Source organism: Ruegeria sp. ANG-R (assembly GCF_000813985.1).
Taxonomy (GTDB): domain Bacteria; phylum Pseudomonadota; class Alphaproteobacteria; order Rhodobacterales; family Rhodobacteraceae; genus Ruegeria.
The window spans coordinates 360,453-382,696 of the sequence record NZ_JWLJ01000001.1; the positions used below are offsets into that span (position 1 = coordinate 360,453).

Below are 22,244 nucleotides of genomic sequence, written 5' to 3' on the forward strand. Positions count from 1 at the left end.
ATCTGTTGGCCTCGGCGGGGATGGCGGTACCGGCGCCACCGGCGGTGCGGTAAACCTGACGACAACCAATTCTGTAGTAACTGCCGGGGACCGCTCCTCGGGTGTGGTCGCGCAATCCATCGGTGGTGGCGGCGGCAATGGCGGGTTCAATATCTCGGGCACGGGCGCTGGGGCGGGTACGGCCAGCGGCGCTGTCAGCGTAGGGCTGGGCGGCACCGGTGCAGGTGGCGGCAATGGCGGTGCGGTCACTCTGAGGTCGGGTGGAACTATCCTGACACAAGGCGACTCGTCCACTGCGTTCCTGGCGCAATCTGTTGGCGGCGGCGGCGGCAATGGTGGCTTCAGCGTCAGCGCATCGGTCCAAGGATCAGGCACCGCAGGAGGCGGCGTTTCGGTCGGCTTGGGCGGAGATGGTGCGGGCGGAGGAGATGGCAGCACAGTCATCGCCACTTCGAACAACGCGGTTGAAACCCGTGGCGATCAGTCCTCGGGCGTTGTGGCTCAATCCATCGGCGGCGGAGGTGGCAACGGTGGCTTTAACGTGGCTCCTGTCCTTTCGGGGGCAGGCACGGCTAGTGGCGCTGTGAGTGTCGGGCTCGGCGGTTCAGGCGATACGGGCGGCAATGGCGGCAACGTCACGCTGACCTCGAATGGAACAATTCTGACCGATGGGTTCGCTTCAAGCGGGTTTGTCGCGCAATCCCTTGGCGGCGGCGGCGGCAATGGCGGGTTTAATGTCTCGCCAACGGTGTCGGGCGCGGGAACCGGCGCAGCATCGGTCTCGGTCGGGTTGGGCGGTTCGGGATCAGCCGGTGGCGACGGCAGCTTGGTTACGGCCAGCACAACCGCCAACGTGGTCACCAGAGGCGATGCATCGGTGGGTATTCTGGCGCAGTCCGTTGGCGGTGGCGGCGGCAATGGCGGGTTTAATGTCTCACCCGCGCTGGCGGGCGCCGGTACAGGTTCGGGCGCCATCAGCGTCGGCCTGGGCGGGTCTGGCGGCAGCGGTGGCGGCGGTGGTGTCGTTGGCCTGACCGTTGCGAACGATGTTCAGACCGAGGGCGCGCAATCGAGTGCGGTTGTCGCCCAATCCATCGGTGGCGGTGGCGGCAATGGTGGCTTTAACGTCTCGGCATCGGTCGGCGGCGCGGGCACGGGCTCGGGCGCGGCAGCGGTGGGTTTAGGGGGGCGCGGCACCGGCGGTGGCGATGCCTCTGCGGTTACGGCGAACGTTACCGGTAATCTGGTGACATCAGGCAGCACCTCGACCGGCCTGCTGGCGCAGTCTGTCGGCGGCGGCGGTGGCAACGGCGGCATGAACATCTCGGTCGCGGTTGCAGCGGCCGGCACCGGGTCTGGCGGCGCGTCGGTGGGTCTTGGCGGCGCATCCGGCACCGGCGGTAATGGGGGCACAGCCGAAGCCACCCTGAACGGCAATGTTTCGACGCAGGGTGATGACTCCGGTGGGGTCATCGTTCAGAGCCTCGGCGGCGGTGGCGGTAACGGTGGCATGAATGTCTCTGCTACGGTTACGGTCGCAGGAACCGGCAGCGGTGGTGCGTCGGTCGGCCTTGGCGGCAGCGGCGGCAGCGGCGGCGATGCGAACACGGCCAATGGTACGGTCGTGGGCAATGTGACCACGGCTGGCGACAACTCGGGCGGTGTTCTGGTGCAATCCGCCGCGGGCGGCGGCGGTAACGGAGGGCTGAATGTTTCGGCCGCCGTGAATATCTCGGGTACCGGCGGCGGCGCGGTTGGCGTTGGCATCGGCGGGTCCGGTGGTGACGGCGGCAGTGCAGGCGCGGCCACGGGTTCGGTGACCGGGGACGTCACAACCGGTGGAGACAACGCAACCGGGGTTCTGGTTCAATCCGTTGGCGGTGGCGGCGGTAATGGAGGCATCAATATCTCGGGCGCGCTGAGCATCGCGCGTACGGGCTCCGGTGCCGCAGGCATCGGCGTAGGTGGTTTCGGCGGCAGCGGTGGAACCAGTGGCGTCGTCGACAATACGTTCTCGGGCAATATCAGCACCTCGGGCTCACGGTCGGCTGGCGTCATCGCGCAAAGCCTTGGCGGCGGCGGTGGCAATGGGGCCACCAATATTTCCGGCGCAATCTCGGTGGCCAGCAACTATTCAGGCGGTCTTGGGATCGGCGTCGGTGGCTTCGGCGGAGACGGTGGCGCGGCAGATAACGTCACGCAGCGGGTCACCGGTGATGTCATGACAACAGGGGACGACTCGGTCGGGATTCTGACGCAGAGCCTTGGCGGCGGCGGCGGCAACGGTGGCACCAGCATCTCGGCGGCCCTATCCCTTTCCCGTTCGGCCAACGCAGCGGTGGGCATCGGTGTCGGCGGCTTCGGCGGCGGCGGCGCCGATGCAGGAGCGCTGGTGCAATCGACAATAAGCGGCGGCGTAACCACCACCGGCGATCGGAGCACAGCAATTCTGACGCAGAGCCTAGGCGGCGGCGGCGGCAATGGCGGCACCAACATCTCGGCCTCGTTGGGTATCAGCCAGGAAAACGGTGGCTCGGTCAGCTTGGGCGTTGGCGGCTTCGGCGGCGGCGCGGGCAATGCCGGTGAAGTGACCAGCACACTGCGCTCCAGAACCGATGGCAGCGGGACAACCTCGGTGGTCACTGCCGGTGTCGACAGTATCGGCGTTATGGCCCAATCGGTCGGTGGCGGCGGTGGTAACGGCGGCCTGAACGTTTCGGGTGCGGTCAACCTGACCGGCAAATCCGGCGCTGCCGTTGCCTTGGGGCTTGGCGGCTTTGGCGGCGGCGGCGGTGACGCCGACGCGGTCACGCTGGACGTTCAAAGCGATGTTGTAACTGCAGGTGACGGGTCGCATGGCCTGTTCGCCCAGAGCCTCGGCGGCGGGGGCGGGACCGGGGGCGTGAATGTCTCGGGCTCTCTGGCACTGACCAAACCCTCGGGGTCGGACACGATCTTCTCGGTCGCGGCGGGTGTTGGCGGCTTTGGCGGGTCGGGTGGCGATGCAAGCGACGTCGATCTGGACTATACCGGCAACGTTCAGGCTGTTCCGATGGCAGAGCAACCGGACGGAACATTCGCCGTTGACGAAAACAAAGGTGCCAGCGGCATCATCGCCCAATCGCTTGGTGGCGGTGGCGGTGACGGCGGCACCAACGTTTCCGGCGGTATCGCGATCAGCGGCAAACCCGGGGCGGGCCAGACGGACAGCAGTAAATCATATGCCGTTGTCGTAGGCGTTGGCGGCTTTGGCGGCGGCGGTGGCAACGCCGGTGATGTCGATGTGAACATCGGCGCGGGCAGCACGGTTACAGCCCACGGCACCGGCCAGTCTGGCCTGCTGGCCCAATCCGTCGGCGGCGGTGGCGGCAACGGCGGTCTGAACGTGTCTGGCGGGATCGTCTCCGATAGCTCTTTGATTGTGGGCGTTGGAGGTTTTGCCGGCGATGGCGGTCAGGCGGGCGATGTCACCGTGACCTCGCAGGCGACCATTTCGGTGACAACGAACCCGGATGATATCTCGATCCCCGATACCACGACATTCGAGGACAAGTTACGCGATTTCCTGGGCGACACGATCGTCGACGAGACCGAGGAACTGGCCTCGAACTTCGGGTTGGAGCGTCTGTTCATCGACATGGGTGTCTTCAACGAAGAAAAGCCCGATACCGATGGCTCGGCGGGTCTGTTGGCGCAGTCCATCGGCGGGGGCGGCGGCAATGGCGGGCTGAACGTCTCGGGCGGCATTGCGCTCAGCAAAGACGGTAAGATTCCCTCGGTCACGTTTGGGGTCGGCGGCTTTGGTGGCGATGGCAACGTCTCGGGCAATGTGGCTGTGGATCATGCTGGCGCCGTTACCGTTGCCGGCAACTGGAAGCACGGCGTTCTGGCCCAATCTATCGCGGGCGGCGGCGGCAATGGTGCGCTGAATGTGACAGGACAGCTGAACTATGGCGATTCCAACAACTCTGATGGCAAGACAGACCTGAGCATTGTCGGTGGCCTTGGCGGTCACGGGGGCACCGGTGCGGATGCGGGTGATGTCTCGGTCACCCAAACCGGCAACATCACGACCAACGGCTATCACGCCCGCGGTATTTTTGCCCAGACCATCGGCGGCGGTGGCGGTACCGGCGGCATCAACGCGACCTTTGTGGGCACCAAGGACAGTTCTCCTATCGCGATGGGTATCGGCGGCTTTGGCGGCGGTGGCGGAGATGCGGGCGACGTTACTGTCGCACGTGGCACAGCGGCCCTTGCTGCGGGTACGATCACGACCGACGGCGTCGGTTCGCACGGGATCGAAGCGTCGAGCATTGGCGGTGGCGGCGGCGATGCCGGGATCAACGCAGTTGTAGGCATCAGCAAGACCACCGGCAACCAGAGCAATGGCGGCACCGGCGATTCAACGGATCGCAAGACGCCGACCAATACAGGCGTCGATGACTCGGTCATCGCCAATTACAATGCGGTTCTGGATGAGCTTGAAGGCAAGGTTAACCCGGCGGATTCCTCAGGTAACAAGACCGGCGTGTCGGCTGTGGTCGCCATCGGTGGCGATGCAGGCACCGCCGGGGATGGCGGCACGGTCGATATCGACCACTACGGCGACATCGTCACTCTGCAGGACAGCAGCCACGGGGTATTTGGCCAATCCATCGGTGGCGGCGGCGGCAACGCGGCCCTGAACCTTGGCATGACTTACGAGCTGGCCTCGGATGCGACCAACAAGGGTTTTGGTTTGGCCATCGGTGGCGGCACGGGTGAGGGCGGTATTGGCGGCTCGGTCGATGTTCGCAACACCGGCGACATAACCACCACCGGGGCGGATTCGCATGGCCTGTTTGCTCAGTCCGTTGGCGGCGGCGGCGGCAATGCGGGTTATAATTCAGCCTCCACTTCGGTGGATGGCGGCAACGTCAACATTCAGATCGGCCGTACCGGCGGCACCGGAGGAAGCGGTGGCGACGTCTATGCCAGCTCGAACGGTATTGTCAGCACGTCCGGTAACCGCTCATACGGGTTCTTCGCCCAGTCCATTGGCAATGGCGGCGGCAATTCTTCATCAACCTCCGTAAGCATAGGAACGCCTAAATCCGGTGACAGCAAGGGGAACAAAGCCAGCCTGTCTGTCGGGCTCGAGGGCGGTACTGGTGGTGCAGCGGGCGACGTGACGTCTGTGGTCGCGGGTACAGTGGTCACACGAGGCACGGATGCGCATGGCGTGTTCGCTCAGTCTGTTGGCGGCGGCGGTGGCAATGGCGGCAAGGCCAGCAACTCGGCCGGTAAAGGCATTTCGGTTGCGCTGTCCATCGGCGGGACTGGTGGCACCGGTGGCGTAGGGGGCAGTGTTGACGTGACAAACACCGCCCGGATCGCAACGTTCGGGGATCGCTCGATTGGCCTGATGGCGCAGTCCATTGGCGGGGCAGGTGGAACCGGGGGCATGGTGCAGGCGGGTCAGTCGAACCTCGACACGATCAAAGCCCTGGTCAAACCATCTACGGTTGGCACAACCGCGTCGATCAATATCGGCGGCACCGGCGGCGATGGCATGACCTCGGACACGGTGACCGTGATCAGCGATGGCATCATCAGCACCGAAGGCACCATGGCGCACGGTATTTACGCCCAGTCCGTTGGCGGCGGCGGCGGCATGGGTGGTGTGGTGGAGAACCGGATCATCAGCTTGCGCAAGGAGATCGGAAACACGGCAACGCTGTCGGTTGGCGGGAATGGCGGCACCGGGGCGACATCTGCCGCAGTATCGGTGACCAACCGTGACCGAATTCAAACCACGGGCGACAAGTCGATTGGTATTTATGCGCAATCCGTCGGCGGTGGCGGCGGTGACGCGCAACAGGTACGCAACATCATTCTGGGTCAGTCCTCGGACGGGGCAACGACAAATGCCATTCTGATCGGTGGCACCGGCGGCACTGGCGGGTCCGGCAGCTCGGTAACGGTTGTGAACGAAGCTGATGGCATGATCGTGACAACCGGCGCAGAAAGCCACGGCATATTCGCGCAGTCTGTCGGCGGCGGCGGCGGCAACGGGGGCTCGACGATTTCGGTAGACGGGCGCTATGGCGGAGCCGAGGCCAGCACAAGACGCGCGCTGCAATTCGGATTGGGAGGCTCGGGCGGCACCGGTGGTATCGGAGGCGATGCTCTGGTCACCAATGCCGGTACGATCGTGACAACCGGCGCAGGGGCTCATGGCATCTTTGCGCAGTCTGTCGGCGGCGGCGGCGGCAACGGGGGCAGCTCGATCACGGGGACGCTGCGGCTCAAGACCGGGGACAGCAGCTCTCCGACCGCGCAGTTGAACATCGGCGGTTCGGGCGGCAGCGGAAATGTCGCGGGCAATACAGTCGTGACCAATACCGGCGATATCCGCGTGGATGGCGCGGGTGCTTACGGTATCTTTGCGCAATCGGTCGGCGGTGGCGGCGGCAATGGTGGACTGGCGGTCGCGATGGATGTGAATGACCTCAAGAACACCATGACCGGCAAGTCCTATTCGAAGATCGCGATTGGCGGTGAAGGCGGAGATGGCGCTGACGGCGGAGACGTCACGGTCAACCATTCAGGCACAATTGTGGTGAATGCCGAAAACGGCTTCGGTATTTATGCACAATCGGTCGGCGGTGGCGGCGGCAATGCCGGGTATTCGGTGTCGTCGCCTCTGGTCTCGGCGCTGGATTATACGATCTCCCATTTGTTGGGCGCGCGTGACGGGACCACAGGATCGGTGGGAACCGCCACGGTCAATTCGACCGGCGACATTCTGGTGAACGGTGCGGGCAGCGAAGCCATATTCGCACAGTCCGTCAATGGCGGCGGCGGCAATTCCGAAACCTCCGTCGATTTCACCACGGCGACTGCAAGCGCGGGTGGAACCGGCACGGTCTACATCAGTGACATCTCGCTGGGTGGCGACGATATTTCCGGTACAGCCGGCAGCCAGGTCACGCAGTCTCATACCGGAAACATCGCAACCACCAGCGACCGGTCGACCGGTCTGATGCTGCAGAGTGTCGGCGGCGGCGGCGGCACATCGGCGAACACCATAAGCCTTCAGGATGGCGACGGTATCGAGATCGATGCGCGCCTGGGCGCAATTGATACGGATGATGCCGGAGGCGGCGACGTGAACGGCAGCCGCACAGGAGATGTCGGCACGGATGGCGCGTTCTCTTCCGCAGGCGCGGCGCAGTCCATTGGCGGCGGCGGCGGTAAGCTGGTGCTCAGCAGCACGGGCGCGGCTGACGCCAACCGGTTCGCTTCGGTGATCCTGGGCTCTGATCCCAGTTTCCGTAACGATGGCGGCGATATTGACCTGTCTCTGAACGGCAATGTGTTCACCAGCGGAGACGGGTCCTTTGGCCAAAGCGTTCAAAGCATCGGCGCGGGCGGTGGTGAAGTTGTTGTTGCTGGCCTCGGCAGCGTCGACGTCACTTTGGGCGCGCAGGACGATTCAACCGGTGACGGTGGCAACGTCGATTTCTCCAATATCGGTGATGTGACTACCAGCGGCGACGGATCGCACGCCTTCGTCATCCAGAGCATCGGTGGTGGCGGTGGTCTCGTTACGACAGATCTGGACCCCAGCCAGGTGACCGTGAACCTTTCGGCTGCCAATGGCGGGGACGGCGGGGATATCCTGTTCTCGCAAACAGGCAACACGGTCACCAGCGGAGAGAATGCGATCGGCGTTGCGGCGCAATCGCTTGGCGGTGGTGGCGGGATCGTGGATTCAGTCTTCCGCGGTGCGGCAGGCGGTGCCGGAGCGGGAGGGACTATCGACATGACCTTGACCGGCAACGTTTTGTCGGTTGGCGAAGGAGGCATCGGCGTCTTTGCGCAATCCGCAGGACGTGACGGTGCGGATGCCATCACGCTTGGGTTCGATGGCGTTGTCATGGGCGGTACGGGACAGGCAGACGCCGTCGCGTCGATCATTGTGGAAGGTGGCGCCGACAACGTGTTGACCCTGTCGGACGACACGGTGCTGATCGCGGGGAACAATCAGCTGGTGAATGGCGGCGACGGCAACGAACAGGTGTCACTGTCCGGACGGGCGCTTGGAAACCTGAACCTTGGCGCTGGCACAAATGGCTTGACTGTTGACGAAGGTGCAACGTTCTATGCTTTGAATACCGTGGATCTGGGCGACACCGGTTTCATGCAGGTGGATGGCAACCTGGTTCTGGGGGCAAATTGGGCCGTGGATGCGGGTCTGACACCGACTGTTCGAGCGGATGATTTTTCCTTTACCGAGAATGTCGGTCAGACCACCGATCTGACGGGAAGCCTTGCTTTTGGCAGTACAGCGACGTCGACCTTTGATGTGTACTATCTGACGACCGGGGCATCCGGTGGAGACAGCGATCTGATCAATGTCACTGAGGATGCCACCATAGGGGGCACCTTGGTGCCTCGATTGAACAGGCTCGAACGCGCCTTGCCGCTTGTTATCATCAATCCCGACGGAACCGCAGCAGATGCGGGCACGACCATCGAAGACACGGTGGTGCTGGATTACTCCATCGGCTTGAATGGTGTCACGTCTGACGGCAGTTCGATCGATCTGGTGATCACCCCCGACTATTCGACGCCACGGATGAATTCCAATCAGGCAGCGATCGGCGATTACATCAACGATGTCCTGAACGGGCGCGGGTCGGCTGATCAGGGCGAGCTCTTTGCGTTGATTGGGAACATGCAGTCCGAGGCCGAAGTGATCGCAGCCATCGAAAGCCTGTCGACGGCGGATTATGCAGCGGATGCAGTGGACGCGTATTATGGCACTCGGGCTTTTGCGGATACGTTGCACAATTGCGAGCGCTATACGAATTATCAGGCGGGGGATGATCCACGTAATTGTGTTTGGTTCACCGGCGGGCGCTATTTCTTCGACCGCGAACAGACCGGCATTTACAACGACCTGAACATCAACAACACCAATTTGTCCGCAGGCGTCCGGTTGCCGGTTGGGAATGAGCTCTACGCCGGATTTGCTCTGGGCTACGATCAGATCAGCCTGCAAAACGGATCGCAATACAACGCCTCCGGTGATCGGTTCAATTTGGGTGCATCTCTTACAAAATATGCCGGAGCATGGGAATTTGCGGCCATGCTGTCAGCGGGATGGTCGAACTATGACACAAGCCGCGCGGGCGGGATTCGGGGCGTGCTTCCCAATGGCACCGTTGTGGACACCGTTGGCGTCAGCGAGATCAAGCATAAGATGAATCACCAGAATCTGCGGCTCAGTTTTGCCTATGATCACAGATTCGCCGGTGGCGGTGCTTACCTGCGCCCCGAACTGGCTGTCGACGCCACGCGACTGGCGACGGAAAGCAATGGCGACGCGACCCTGTCGGGGGTTGTCCTGCAAGACGACAACGAAATGATCTATTCCGTGACCCCTTCGATCGAAATCGGGACCGAGCAGGTTCTGAGCGCCTCGCAGAAACTGCGTGCGAGCCTGCGCGCCGGAGCCATCCTTTCGTCGGATGATACGGTATCGGTGACGGCCGGGTTCAGCGGTGCGAGCGCCGCCGACGGAGGGTTTGTGAACACCAGCTTTATCGGGGATGCGCATGGGGTCGTATCCGCTCGGTTGGGACTGTTCGCGCTGGATGACAGCAGCTTTGTCAACCTGAGCCTGGATCATATGTTTGGCGATTCAACCGAAGCCTTGCAGGTTGGCCTCGGACTTGGAATACAGTTCTAGACAATGAGGGACAGCAGAATGAAAATACGGGTTTGCGCTTTGGCAATATCATTGGGTTTCGTAAACCCGCTTGCCGCCCAAGAAGGAGATGCGCCATTGTGGTCGGTCAATTGCAGCAATCTGGTCAACGGAACCGAGCTGATTTGTGAGATGACCCAAAGCATCGTGCTTGCTGAGAATAACCAGAGGCTTACCTCCATCGCGTTTGTGAAACCCGCAGGAAAGGATGAGACCGAAGCCGTGCTGACCTTGCCGTTTGGCCTGCTGTTCTCTGAAGGGCTGGTGGCGAAGGTGGATGATGCCGAGGTCGCGCAACTGGAATTCCTGACCTGCGAAGCGCAGGGCTGTTTCGCCCGTTCCTCGGTTTCACAAGATTGGATGTCAGCGATGCGTGCCGGCAATCAGCTGACGATTGAAGGAAAAAACACGATCGGAGCCCCGATATCCTTCGCCTTCGATTTGGGCGGATTCAGTAAGATTTCCGATATTTTACCCTAATGATTTGGCTGACTGTGTCAGGTTGATCGCCTGGGGGTTCGGATAGCGCGGTTCCATGAGGTTTCTTACCTCGTAGTGGATTAAACGCGGGGATGTGAACAAGGTTGCTGTATTTGGACCGGAAAGCTGATCGGTCCGAGATGCTGCGAAAAGGTCAGGGTTTGGTGTTTGCTTGGGTTTCCGACTTTCCACGCGCGGAAAGGGATCACCCCGTCGGTATGTACAACGTCTTGGCGGGACGCACGGCGGGGTAGCTGATGGGTGTACCCAACTAGGGAAGGGCATTGGTCCTGAGCGGACCGCGTTTGGCCCGCGAAATTAGAGACCTATCCAGATTTGGTCGGGATCTGCTCCCCGGCCGCTGGTATGGTAGCGTTTTGGTCAGACAGCAAGCTCAATGAGGGTCTGTTCACAATAGCCCACTCGTTTACGCCGTTGATCAGAGGTCCGTTCGACCGAGAACCTTCGACGCTAGGATGCCTCAGAACTCCGGGCAACTTGTTCAATCTGCCATTCGGCTTTTGCGTGCGAAATTTGACGATGGTCCTTTCAACAAAGCGCAGGAGCGCATTCGTATAGATGTCTATCTGAAGAAAAAACTATGCCGGCGTCACATATGAGACGTTTCTGGAGCGCACGGGTAACCATACGCGGGCCTGTATGTTGTGCAACCCGTCGCATTAAATCCTGCAATACCTTGATTACCCAGACAAGATCGACATCTACAAAGTCCGGATAAGGATGTTTCATGTCAAGGATGCCGAGTTCAATCCGACCGGTCGAAGGGCGTCTATTCTGGATATCAAAGTTGGGTCGATCGGGCAGGAAGGTTCCATTCTCTTGGCAATGGTCAGGTGGATTTTGGGGGCTTCTCAAAATTGGCGGCAAACAATTTTGACGGCTAGGCAGTGGTCGAGTGGGAATGCTGTCTTAAACACTCCGATGACGGGGCGCGTGAAGGAGCGCAGTTTGTATCCGATCACATTGTCTGCGTCACTGAGAAGGCTTTTTGTTGATTTCGCGGATAGCGGTGCCGACGAAACGGCAAACCGCAAAATGCTGTAGATTGACTGATGGTTACAGGACGTAATGATGAGACTTCGAGGCGCATACACCTTGGAATGGTTGGCGGCGGCGCTGATGCATTCATAGGTGGCGTGTATCGTATTGCAGCGCGATTGGACGACAAGTTTGAATTGGTCGCCGGTGCTTTGTCTTCAACGCCGGAGAAATCTCGTGAAAGCGGAGAGGCGCTGAGCCTAGAGCGGATGTACGACGATTTCAAGCAAATGGCGATCAGAGAGACACGGCTCGAGTCAGGGATCGAAGCGGTCTCAATCGTTACGCCTAACCACGTTCACTATGCCGCAGCGCGCGAGTTTCTGAGGCGTGGGGTTCATGGGATCTGCGGCAAGCTACTTAACTCGATCCTTGGCCATGCGAAAAAGCTTGGGAAAGCGGCTGAAAGATCAAACGCATTGTTTATTCTGAGCCATAACTGTTCGGGCTTTTCGATGGTTCGGTAGGCTCGTGAGATGGTTGCCACAGCGGAGATTGGCAAAATCCGCGTGGTGCAGGTTGAGTATCCGCAGGATTAGCGGACCAAACAGCAGGATTTCAAGCAGGCAGAATGGCGAACCGACCCGAACGCTCTGGCGCGGGTGGATCTACGGGCGTCATAGGAACTCACGCATATAACGTTGCCTGCTTTGTAACCGGGTCGCAGGCCGTCTGTCTGGCTGCCGATCTGCAGGCCTTTGTGCCGGGTCGCTTGGTCGATGACAATGCCCATGTCATAATAGGGTTTGAGGGCGGTGCGCGCGGGATGTTGTGGTCATCACAGATCGCACCCTGTAACGAAAACGCGCTTCGGTTGCGTGTCTATGGCGAGAGAGGTGGGCTGGAATGGGCGCAGGAAGATCCGAACTATCTTTGGTTTACTCCATACGGCGAACCAAAGCGTCTGATCATGCGAAATGGGGCAGGTGCGGCTGACGCTGCCAGTCGGCAAGTAGAGTTCCTTCAGGGCATCCTGAGGGATATCTTGAAGGGTTCGCCAACATCTACGCAGAAGCGGCGAATGCCATCATGGCTTTTCGAAACGGGACTTCGCCTGATGCATTAGTTGTTTATCCGACAGTTTACGATGGACTTAACGACATTTAGTTTGTGGCAGCGCCTGTGAAAAGCTCTGCAAGGAATTCGGCTTGGGCCCGTTTGCAATAGAGCGTCCGGCTTTGCACATTGGATGAGTTCTTAGCTCGTAATCCCCACGGTGTTTTTCACATGACCGCTCAGCAGGTAGCGCTGGACTTACCGATATCTGCGAAAGTGAATGTAGCCGATATAGTAATTCCACACATCGCCGTTAGCCGACTGATGATACCTGTAGCGGGCCGGCATTTGCGGATTGAAACGGCGATGTTTAGGGATGGGAACGCGCGTGCTTCGCAGACCTGGCTCGCTCAGTTTTGTGTGGAGTCTGGTCAACTATTAGAGTTCACCCCGTTTTGTTCCGGCCTTCATGCGACCATGCGGGTTCTAGTTACCAGCCCAGATCACTTGGTTGATTTCGTTGATCACGTTATTCTACTTTATTTCCATTCGATGACTGGTCCCGAACTGTCGTTGCTAACAACCGGATTGCGAATAGCACCGTGGAAACCAAATTTGTCACGACCATAATTGCCGACATATCGGATAGTACCCCGTTCTACGAAGCGATGGGGGACGATCAGGCGCAGGAGTTGATACAGATTGAAATTGACCGATTGCGTGAGGTTTTGCGCCGTTACGGTGGCGTGCCTGTCGGTCAGAAAGGCGATGACGTTTTATGCTATTTCAGCGATCCAGAGGCCGCCACTAACTCAGTTTTGGAGATGATCCAGAAGCCACCGGGCACATTGCTGTCAGTCCATGCAGGTGCGCATCAAGGTCCCGTCGTGGTCGGCTACAATGGTATTTTTGGCGAGACCGTAAATTTGACCGCTCGCCTTGCGGCTGTCGCCAACCCCGGCGAAGCCTGTATCAGCGACAGCGTCGTTAAAGACCTGAGCCCTGAAACTAGACGGTTGCTTACTGCAATCGGGTCACTTCGCCTGAAAGGTGTAAGCCAGCCGGTCAAAGCCTATTCTGTTGCAGCGTCTACCGAAGGGTTGAGTACCGTGATGCACTTGCCGACACAGTCGACCGGCGACATCCTTGGCAGAAGTCAGAACGAGAATTTTGCACTCGTTCTCTATCACGACGATCTTACTTGGCGGTGCCGTGAAGGGGGCGAGCTCAAAATCGGCAGATCTAATCAGTGTGATGTGATCCTACCGGAACCTTGGGTGTCGCGGTTTCACGCCATTCTCAGCATGAAAGGCGGAAAGCTGTTGCTGACGGATCGCAGTTCATCAGGGACGTACGTGCAGTTCGAGAATGCACGTGAAGTTCAGCTTAAACGCGAAAACATAATGCTGGCTGACAGCGGATTGATTTCGCCCGCGCTTCCAGTTTTGCACGCAGATGCACGTCCTTTGGAGTTCGAAGTCGTTCGGCGATAGCTTATCCGAATATCCAAATTTTAGGTTCTGTGGCCAAAGTCTCAGAAAGAAACCTGAAATTTGTGTTAGAATCAGCACGAATTGTGAATTTCAACCTAGGACGGGAGGGAAAGATGTCATTGAGACTATCGGGAAGCCAAATTCGTCAGGGCGCGCTTATCTTCGGAACTTCAACGCTGATGTTCGGAGCTGATGCTGTGGCACAATCGGCGATGCCCAATGCCTGCCCAGTCGATGGTTGTGAGGTACGCATCACGTCGATTGCCAGAGACGGCGACGAACTCATCATCACTTATGAATCAAACTTTACTCCAGACGTATCAAAGAACCATTTCCATGCTTGGTGGGGAGACAGTTATTCCGTTGAGCAGGTTGGCAGAAATGCCCAAAGCGAGTTCAACGTTGTTCAGGGCAGATGGCATCGGCACGATGACTATCCGACTTATGTGACCAAGGAGGCGGCCTCTACGGCGGCGCGTGACGGAGGTACGACAATGTGCGTTACTGCTGCCGATAGGGACCACAATATACTGGATGCAACCAAGTATCATTGCGTGGATGTGCAGGAGCACTTCTAAAGCGCTAGATGTATCATGAGTTTTCCCGCGTTCATTGGCCGGTACGCGGTAGAAAGAGAGATCGCGAGTGGTGGTTTCGCCGCCGTCGTTCTTGCGCGGGATGATGAGTTGGAGGTTCCGGTAACACTCAAGATCCTGCACTCGAACCTTGCTGCCAATGACAAGGTCATCGCCCATTTTCTTGACGAAGCACGGCTTTTGCGGCGCATTCGATCACCGCGCGTGGTTTCCGTACATGATGTGGGGCGATTGGAAGATGGACGCCCCTATTTTGTCATGGACTACGCGGATCGGGGAACGTTGGCTGAACGCCTAAAGCAATTGGAGCCATCGGTGTTAGCCAGACGTGAGGGGGTGGAGATTCTAATTGATGCGTTGGCTGATGGCTTATCTGCTGTGCATGACGCAAATGTCGTACACCGGGACGTCAAGCCCGCAAACGTCCTTTTACAACGTGTCAAGCGTTCCAAAGAGGACGAAAAAATGACCTCTTTTAAAGCGTTGGTCGGGCGCGATGAGAGGGTTTTTCTGGCTGATCTGGGGATTGCGAAGGATCTGGCTATCGGCGTGACCGGTGCGACCATGATGGCCGGAACACCGCTTTATCAGGCACCGGAGCAGGCTGAGCACGGACAATCCGTGACACCGATGACCGATATTTACTCAGCCAGTGCGCTGATGTGGCACGTACTGACAGGCAAAGCGCCGCCGCCATTCCACCGTGTCACCGAATATCTTTCCGGCTTGCCAGAGATGTGGCGCGATTGCATCGAGCACGGAATGGCAATGGACCCAGAGGCACGGTTTCTGGATATGATATCCTGGCGCAATGCGATGAACGAGGCACTGGATCGCGACCGGAGAGAAGCCGCATCAGAGGCCGTGACCGAGATATCTGAAAGTCGGGTGGAATGCCCCTACAAGGGGCTTGCTGCGTTCCAACCAGAAGATTCCAATTACTTCTTTGGTCGTGAAGATCTGGTGAAGGAACTTGTTCACCGGCTACAGCAGAGCCGCATACTGGTTCTGGGTGGCCCATCCGGCAGCGGTAAATCATCCGTTTTACGCGCAGGGTTGCTTCCTGCTGTCGCCGCGAATGCAATATCCGGAAGCGAAAACTGGCGTATATGTGTGTTTACTCCCGGTCGCGACCCGATGACCGATCTGTATTTTCAACTCATCGGTGACAATTCTCACCTCACGGCTCAGTTGTCGCTTGATGATTTCATTGCCTATCCAAGCGCGGCGCGGCGCCTGGCAACCGCTAATGAGGGAGAGTTACTCATATGCATAGACCAGTTTGAAGAGCTATTTACTCTGGTCAAACGGGAACGCAGGAGCAAGTTCATCGAGGCTTTGTCTGCGATGACTGACCCCGCGGACAGCCGTGTTCGCATAGTGTTGACGATCCGCGCAGACTTTTATGCATCATGCGCGGAAATACCCTGGCTTGCGGACCGTATCTCGGAAAATCAGTTTCTGGTTGGACCAATGACACGTCCCGAGCTTCGCCGTGCGATTAGCGAACCGGCACATGCTGCAGGGCTGCACATGGACAGATCACTTATCGACGCGATAGTTGATGAGGCTGGGCGCGAGGCGGGCTCGCTCCCGCTGGTGGCACATTCGCTCTATGAAACATGGAGCAGACGCAAAGGCGCAGTTATGTCACTGGACGGCTATCGCCAATCCGGCGGCGTTGCGGGGGCAATCAGCCAGACGGCTGAAACCCTTTTCACTGACGGGTTTGACCAAGATCAGCAAGAAGCAACTCGGAGGCTGTTTCTGCGTCTTGTGACGCCCGGAGAGGGAACGCCGGATACACGTCGACTGCTGCCGATAGATGAAGTTGAGCGTGACGCTGATCCGAACACAACCAGGCGTGTTGTCGAAGCGCTGACGGATGCGCGGCTTCTGACGCTAGATGACAAAAACGTCCAGATCGCGCACGAGGCGCTGCTGCGTACTTGGCCAAGGTTGAAATCATGGATCGAAGGTAGCCGTGATGATCTGCGAATGCGCCAGCGCATACAGCACGATGCCGCAGAGTGGGAGGGCGAGTGTCGCGAGCCGGACTTACTGTATCGTGGAACAAGGCTTTTGGCCGCCGAAGAATGGTCGACAAAAAATAAGAATGTGCTCGGAGCGCTTGAACGAGAATTTCTGGGCGAGGCACGGGAAGCGCGAAGCAAAGCGCAAGCCGCATCCAGTTGGCGTCGACGGCGTCGACGGCGGATCAACCAGGCAGCTGTGGCTGCACTTGCTCTATTGGCTGTTGGCGCGACGGTTTCTTCGTTTCTTGCAATTCGCGCGTCCAACCTTGCTGAAAGCAACCGAAAGATCGCGGTCGTTGCGACGGCTGAAGCTAATGAGAGGTTCGCAAGGGCGCTTGGTGCTGCAGCAAACGGGCTGTCAAAAACCGACCCGTTGCTTGCGTTGTCGTTGAGTGCCGAAGCGATTGCTCGCGCTGAGTCAGCAGGCTCCACCTCAGAGGCCCGGGCGGCGATGCTCATGGCCCGGCAAAAACTGGGTGAGACAGGGCTTATCCCACTGGGCAGTCCTTTCACAGTTGGTGATGCTCAGACCATGGCCATTGACGCGTCTGGTTCGAGAATTGCAGTCGGATTGCGCGATGGGCGTATCGTCGTCCACAGTACAGCATCTGGTGGCGCAATACTGGCTGAGTTGGTTGGGCATTCGGGCGGGATAAGGGACATTGCCTTTTCTCCGGATGGTGACCTCCTGGTCTCGGCGGCGACGGACGGGGATGTCCGGCTTTGGAGTGTGTCCTCATCCAAGCATGGTCCGATCACCACGTTATTTTCCGGTAATGATGTGGCCTTTGGTGTGGCCTTCGATTCTACCGGAGAGCGCGTCGCGTCAGCCACCGGAGACGGGACAGTGCGTCTTTGGGATGTTTCGAACGGGATGCAGATTGGAGAGCCTTTGGCGGAAATGCCGCTCGGCTTCAAAAGGGTTGCGTTTTCTCCGGTTTCGGATGGTTTGGTTGCCGGGAATGTTGATGGGGCAATCTTCGGCTGGCGTAATTCCGAAGCCACCCCCGCCTTCGCTCCGATACCTGGTGGACCACTGGGGCCGGACCCGGACCATCTGTCATTCAGTAGCGACGGCAGTGCCTTTGCTGTGTCTCATACGAACGGAAAAGTCACGATGATTGGTTTTCCCGATGGGGTCCCAATCGTTGATCGCTTTGCCGGAGGCGAGGCGATTGTCGCTGCCACCTTCGCGGGGTCGGAAAATTTTCTGGTGGGTGCGGGCGAAGACGGAACGCTTCGTCTGGAAGACGCAAGCATGGAGCCGGTCGGCGATGTTGTGCAGGGGCACAGTCAGAGAATTGTTGACCTCGAAGCGGCCAAACACGCGCCCTTGTTGGCGACACTGGGTCGAGATCAACAGGTGCGCTTATGGCGGATCGGAACAGAACCCGGCGACAAAGAAAAGCTCACTTTGCAGAATGGCGCAAAAGCGCTGGGGATAGCATATAAGCAGGATGGCAACTCTGTTGCAGTTGGCGACAGCGACGGAAACATCTGGATCTGGAAACTCGGCTCTGCCATGAAGCCCATGCTGTTGAAGGGGCACGAAAGTCAGGTATGGGCTATCGCGTTTTCGCAAGATGGCAACACTATGGTGACGGGTGATCGTGACGGTGACCTGAAAGTCTGGGACATGGTCTCCATGCGACTGGCGGATCAAATCAACCTAGGGCAGTCGTCGGTTTGGTCCATAGTGCCAATTGATGCAGCGCAGTTTTTCGTGGCTACAGCAAACGGTGTGCATCAGATCGATGTTTCAGATGCAAGAGTGGTCAGAGTGTTCGATCCGGCCGAAACTCCATTTAATCGCGCTGCCATTTCGAATGATGGAAGGAACCTTGCAGCGGCATCTGCGGATGGGAAAGTCTATGTCTGGTCGATTGAGGACGGTCAGTTGAATCAGGTGATTGAGGCTGATGACAACACCCTTTGGAGCATCGCATTTAATACCGACGACACGCGTGTCGCGACGGCATCAAGCGATGAAGTGGTGAAGGTCTGGGATCTGGAAAGCGGCCAAGAACTGGCTTCATATGGTGGCCACAAGGGAGGGGCTACTGACGTAACGTACCTAGCCGATGGCGCAACCATGGTCGCGACCGACAGATCAGGAGGGCTGCATTGGTGGGATACTGCCACAAACCGTCGGCTAGTGCCCGTCGAAAAGATCCATGCTGCTCCGAGTTGGAGAATCGCGCTGGCCCCTGACGGACAGTCCTTTGCAACCACAAGCGAAGGGGGGGATGTTCGGGTTTGGAACAGGCTGAGCTTAGATATCGCATGTGCGCTGGGCAGCCCTACATTCGATAATGGGCGAAGGGTTCAGTATTTGGGCAGCGATGAACCAACGACGACTTGCGATGCGTTTGTAAAATGAACAGTCATATAGGGAGGCAAGTCCTTAGTATGGCGTGGTAGCGATGCTTTTGCAGGTACATTGTCCCTGCCAAAGACAACAACAAATCTCATGGCCGGTTCACAACAAAATCCGGCATGATTCCCGCGCGTTCGATTGCTGTTTCAAAATCGTGCCCTGCAAAAAAACCATAACCTGACACCAGCGCCGAGGCGATGCCGGCAACACGTGCGCCCAGGATGTCCGTGTGAAGGCTGTCACCAACCATGAGCACACGCGATTTGTCGATGGAGCCGAGACGCTCAAAAGCCAGTTCAAAGATGTTGCCAAAAGGCTTGCCGAAAAAATCAGGCGCCACTCCCGTCCGATCGGCAAGGCGGTGTGCGAAAAGGCCGGGTTCACTCGAAAACCCGCGTTCACGCGGCGCGACAATGTCAGGATTGCCGACAAGCACCGGGCGCGGGCGTTTCAGCAGAGCGGCTTCCAATAGGGACTGGCGTGTCTCGGTCCAGGCGGCGGAGCCGATCATCAAAAAACCATCTACGGCGTCATAGGGTGCAGGGTTTTCCTCAAGATAGGTCAGGTTCAGGCCCTCAAGGTCGCGAAGACCGGCGCTGGGCGTCGCCATCAACCCCCAGTGCTGCCCGCGCTGGCCGTTCAGCCCCGCCAGCAAGGTGGCGCGACTGGTAATGACGTCTTCGGCTGCAAAGTCATAACCAAGCCTTGTGTATTTCTCCACAAGCGCGGCATGGGGAAAACCTGCTGCATTCGAGACGACCAGAACACGCTTGCCCATGGCCTTCAGCGTTCTGATCCGCCCCGCTGTACCGGGAATGGCGGTCTCGCCAATGTTGAGAACACCGAAGGCATCGAGGAGGAACACGTCGAAGTCTTCAGCAACATCTTCCAGGGTGTCGACCTGACGATAGTGTTGTTCCGCCGGTTCGGTTGCTGGAAGCCGGTGGCGGACGGCTTCGTACGCGTTGAACGCCTCTTGGGTGGAGAAGCCAGTCAAATGATCGCCCCCCTGACCTTGGCCGAAACCCATTCGCTGATCATGACTGCAGCAAGGATGACAATCAGGATCAGGCTGACCTGAGGCCACGCCAAAACGTTCAGCGATGCCGACAATTGCAGCCCGATACCACCGGCACCAACCAGTCCCAGAACCGTGGACTCGCGAATGTTGATGTCCCAGCGGAAGACGGCAATACCTGCAAAGGCTGGGAGGATCTGCGGAACAATCCCGTACGCCATGATCTGCCAGCGCGATGCGCCGGTGGCTGTGATCGCTTCGACCTGAGTGTGATCGATTTCCTCAATCGCTTCATAGAGAAGTTTGGCGCAAAACCCGATCGAGCGAATGGCGATGGCGATGACGCCTGCGAAAACCCCGGGGCCGATGATCGCAATCAGCAAAAGCGCCCAGATCAACGAGTTGATTGAGCGGGTCGAGACGATAATCAAAAGTGCGATGGGTCGAATGAACAGGGCCGATGGTGTGGTATTTCGCGCCGCCAGAAATGCCACCGGCACGGCCAGGAACAGGGCGATGATCGTGCCAAGGGTGGCGATGTTCAGCGTGTCCCAGATCGGACGGCCCAGCTGCGTGATATAGTCCCATTTCGGAGGTGTCGCGCGGGTCCAGATATCGTTGGCGATGCGGGGGGCGTCCCAGACAAAGAACCATGTCGTGGACTCCGAGATGATTTGCCAGCAGTAGACGAAGACCGCCACGCCCAAAAGCCAGCCGAACCAGCGAACCAGGCTTTGACCCGTCGTACGTCTGCGCCAGATCTGCGCACCTTCATGTTCAACAACAGGCATTACTGAACCCTCGCGCGGATAATTCCCGAGAGATATTCAAGCGCCATGACGATCCCGATGATGAGGATCAGTATGGCGGCTGCAGTATCGTACTCGTAGCGGTCAAACGCGGTATTCAGCGTGGCTCCGATGCCACCGGCACCAACCAGCCCAAGGATTGCGCTTTCGCGAAAGTTGATATCGATCCGGTACATAGATAGCCCGACCAGACGCGGCATCACCTGTGGCTGCACACCGTAGTTGACCCATTGCGTCCAGCGCGCACCAGAGGCCCTGATCGCCTCGGCCTGTACTTTGTCCATGGCTTCGATATCCTCGGCCAGAAGCTTCGACAGGAACCCGATGGTGGCAAAGGACAGTGTCAGGAACCCTGCCAAGGGTCCAAAGCCAAAGATGGCCACCAGAAGGATGGCGACGATGATCTCTTGCAGGGCGCGACTGATGGCAACGATCCCCCGGCAGATCACATAAACCGGGAGAGGCGCGATGTTGCGCGCCGCGCCCAACCCGATCGGAATCGATATCAGGATGCCGACGACCGAGGCCGCGACGGTCATTACGATGCTTTCCATCAGGCCGCTCCAGATATCGCTCCAGCGCGATATGAAATCCGGGCTGGTGAAGGCAAGGACGAATGCCCAGCCGCGATCCAACCCTTCATAAACCCGGCCCCAATCCACTTCGATGGTCATGTAGGCCGCGATCAGATAGGCGATAAAACCAACGATCAGGGTCCAGCGGAGCAATGCGTTCTTGACGAAGGCGGGTTTGCGCCAGCCTTTGCCAAGCAGGTCATCAAGTTCAGGGTGGCTCATTCTGCGGCCTCGATTTCTTCGTCGTCATCGACTTTCTCGATGGTCGCTTCCCAATCTTCTTCACCATAGATTTCGGTCAACTTGTCGGGGGTAAGACCCGAGGGGAGGCCATCAAAGACGATCTCGCCAAAGCGAAGGCCAACGACGCGGGGCACGAACATTTGTGCCAGCGCCACGTCATGAATGTTTATGATCGCCGCCAGCCCGCGTTCCTGACAGAGCTCGGTAATCAATCGCATGATCTGACGGCTGGTTTTGGGGTCGAGCGAGGCGGTCGGCTCGTCTACCAGCAAAAGCTTGGGGTTCTGGATCAGCGCGCGGCAGATGCCAACCCGCTGGCGCTGACCGCCAGACAACTCGTCGGCACGTTTGTCGGCCATATGCAGCAGTCCCACGCGATCAAGCAGGCGGAAGGCTTCGTCCACGTCGGATTGAGGGTAGCGCCGCAGGAAGCTGCGCCAGAACCCAACATATCCCAACCGTCCCGACAGGACGTTTTCCATAACCGTCAGGCGCTCGACCAGCGCGTATTCCTGAAAGATCATCCCCATCTCGCGACGTGCTTTCCGCAACGCGCCCGAGCCGAGTTTTACCAAATCCACACCATCCAGAAGAACTTCGCCGCTTGTGGGTTCAACCAAACGGTTAATGCAGCGGATCATTGTGGATTTGCCCGCGCCGGAAGGTCCGATCAGCGCAAGAACCTGGCCCTTGGGGACATCCAGATCAATCGCCTTAAGCGCCTGATCTCCGGTTTTATAAGTCTTTGTAAGCTTTTGAAGCCGCAGCATATAGTGCCCCTGGTTCGGGTGGTAGCGGGCCC

9 protein-coding genes and 2 pseudogenes are annotated in these 22,244 nt (G+C 58.7%); 7 read left to right on the forward strand and 4 right to left on the reverse strand.

Annotation, left to right across the window (positions count from 1 at the left end):
- Window positions 1–103: 103 nt before the first annotated feature.
- The 7 genes and pseudogenes from RA27_RS01690 to RA27_RS01720 all read left to right on the forward strand — a co-directional run bounded on the left by RA27_RS01690 (window position 104) and on the right by RA27_RS01720 (window position 18,800).
- The gene (locus tag RA27_RS01690) at window positions 104–9,742 is read left to right on the forward strand and encodes an autotransporter outer membrane beta-barrel domain-containing protein (RefSeq protein WP_039534377.1); all 9,639 of its coding nucleotides are present in this window, start codon (window positions 104–106) and stop codon (window positions 9,740–9,742) included.
- 18 nt (window positions 9,743–9,760) lie between these two features.
- Window positions 9,761–10,240, forward strand: a complete 480-nt coding sequence (locus RA27_RS01695) for an invasion associated locus B family protein (protein ID WP_193746453.1) — start codon at window positions 9,761–9,763, stop codon at window positions 10,238–10,240.
- A 600-nt stretch (window positions 10,241–10,840) separates the two neighbouring features.
- Window positions 10,841–11,305: pseudogene (locus RA27_RS01700) on the forward strand (TIM barrel protein); the annotation flags it as partial.
- An 8-nt stretch (window positions 11,306–11,313) separates the two neighbouring features.
- Window positions 11,314–12,406, forward strand: a pseudogene (locus RA27_RS01705) (Gfo/Idh/MocA family oxidoreductase).
- Window positions 12,407–12,897: 491 nt separating this feature from the next.
- The gene (locus tag RA27_RS01710) at window positions 12,898–13,788 is read left to right on the forward strand and encodes an adenylate/guanylate cyclase domain-containing protein (protein ID WP_039534384.1); all 891 of its coding nucleotides are present in this window, start codon (window positions 12,898–12,900) and stop codon (window positions 13,786–13,788) included.
- A gap of 113 nt (window positions 13,789–13,901) precedes the next feature.
- Window positions 13,902–14,366 carry a hypothetical protein gene (locus tag RA27_RS01715; protein WP_039534386.1) on the forward strand — a complete coding sequence of 155 codons (465 nt, stop codon included), beginning with the start codon at window positions 13,902–13,904 and terminating at the stop codon, window positions 14,364–14,366.
- 15 nt (window positions 14,367–14,381) lie between these two features.
- Window positions 14,382–18,800: a protein kinase gene (locus RA27_RS01720; RefSeq protein ID WP_039534388.1), complete on the forward strand. Its 4,419-nt coding sequence runs from the start codon at window positions 14,382–14,384 to the stop codon at window positions 18,798–18,800.
- An 88-nt stretch (window positions 18,801–18,888) separates the two neighbouring features.
- On the opposite strand, the gene RA27_RS01725 is transcribed toward RA27_RS01720, so the two are convergent.
- From RA27_RS01725 to phnC, 4 genes are read right to left on the reverse strand one after another with little or no spacing between them, the layout of a single operon-like run.
- The gene (locus RA27_RS01725) at window positions 18,889–19,827 is read right to left on the reverse strand and encodes an HAD family hydrolase (protein WP_052265134.1); all 939 of its coding nucleotides are present in this window, start codon (window positions 19,825–19,827) and stop codon (window positions 18,889–18,891) included.
- Window positions 19,791–20,606, reverse strand: coding sequence for a phosphonate ABC transporter, permease protein PhnE (gene phnE, locus RA27_RS01730; RefSeq protein WP_039534391.1), 816 nt, complete (start codon window positions 20,604–20,606; stop codon window positions 19,791–19,793). Before phnE (RA27_RS01730) ends, RA27_RS01725 begins: the two co-directional genes overlap by 37 nt.
- On the reverse strand, window positions 20,606–21,421 hold the full coding sequence (gene phnE / locus RA27_RS01735; RefSeq protein WP_039534393.1) for a phosphonate ABC transporter, permease protein PhnE: 816 nt from the start codon (window positions 21,419–21,421) through the stop codon (window positions 20,606–20,608). The genes phnE (RA27_RS01730) and phnE (RA27_RS01735) overlap by 1 nt, the downstream gene beginning before the upstream one ends.
- Window positions 21,418–22,212, reverse strand: coding sequence for a phosphonate ABC transporter ATP-binding protein (gene phnC, locus RA27_RS01740; RefSeq protein ID WP_039534395.1), 795 nt, complete (start codon window positions 22,210–22,212; stop codon window positions 21,418–21,420). Before phnC ends, phnE (RA27_RS01735) begins: the two co-directional genes overlap by 4 nt.
- Window positions 22,213–22,244: the final 32 nt, after the last annotated feature.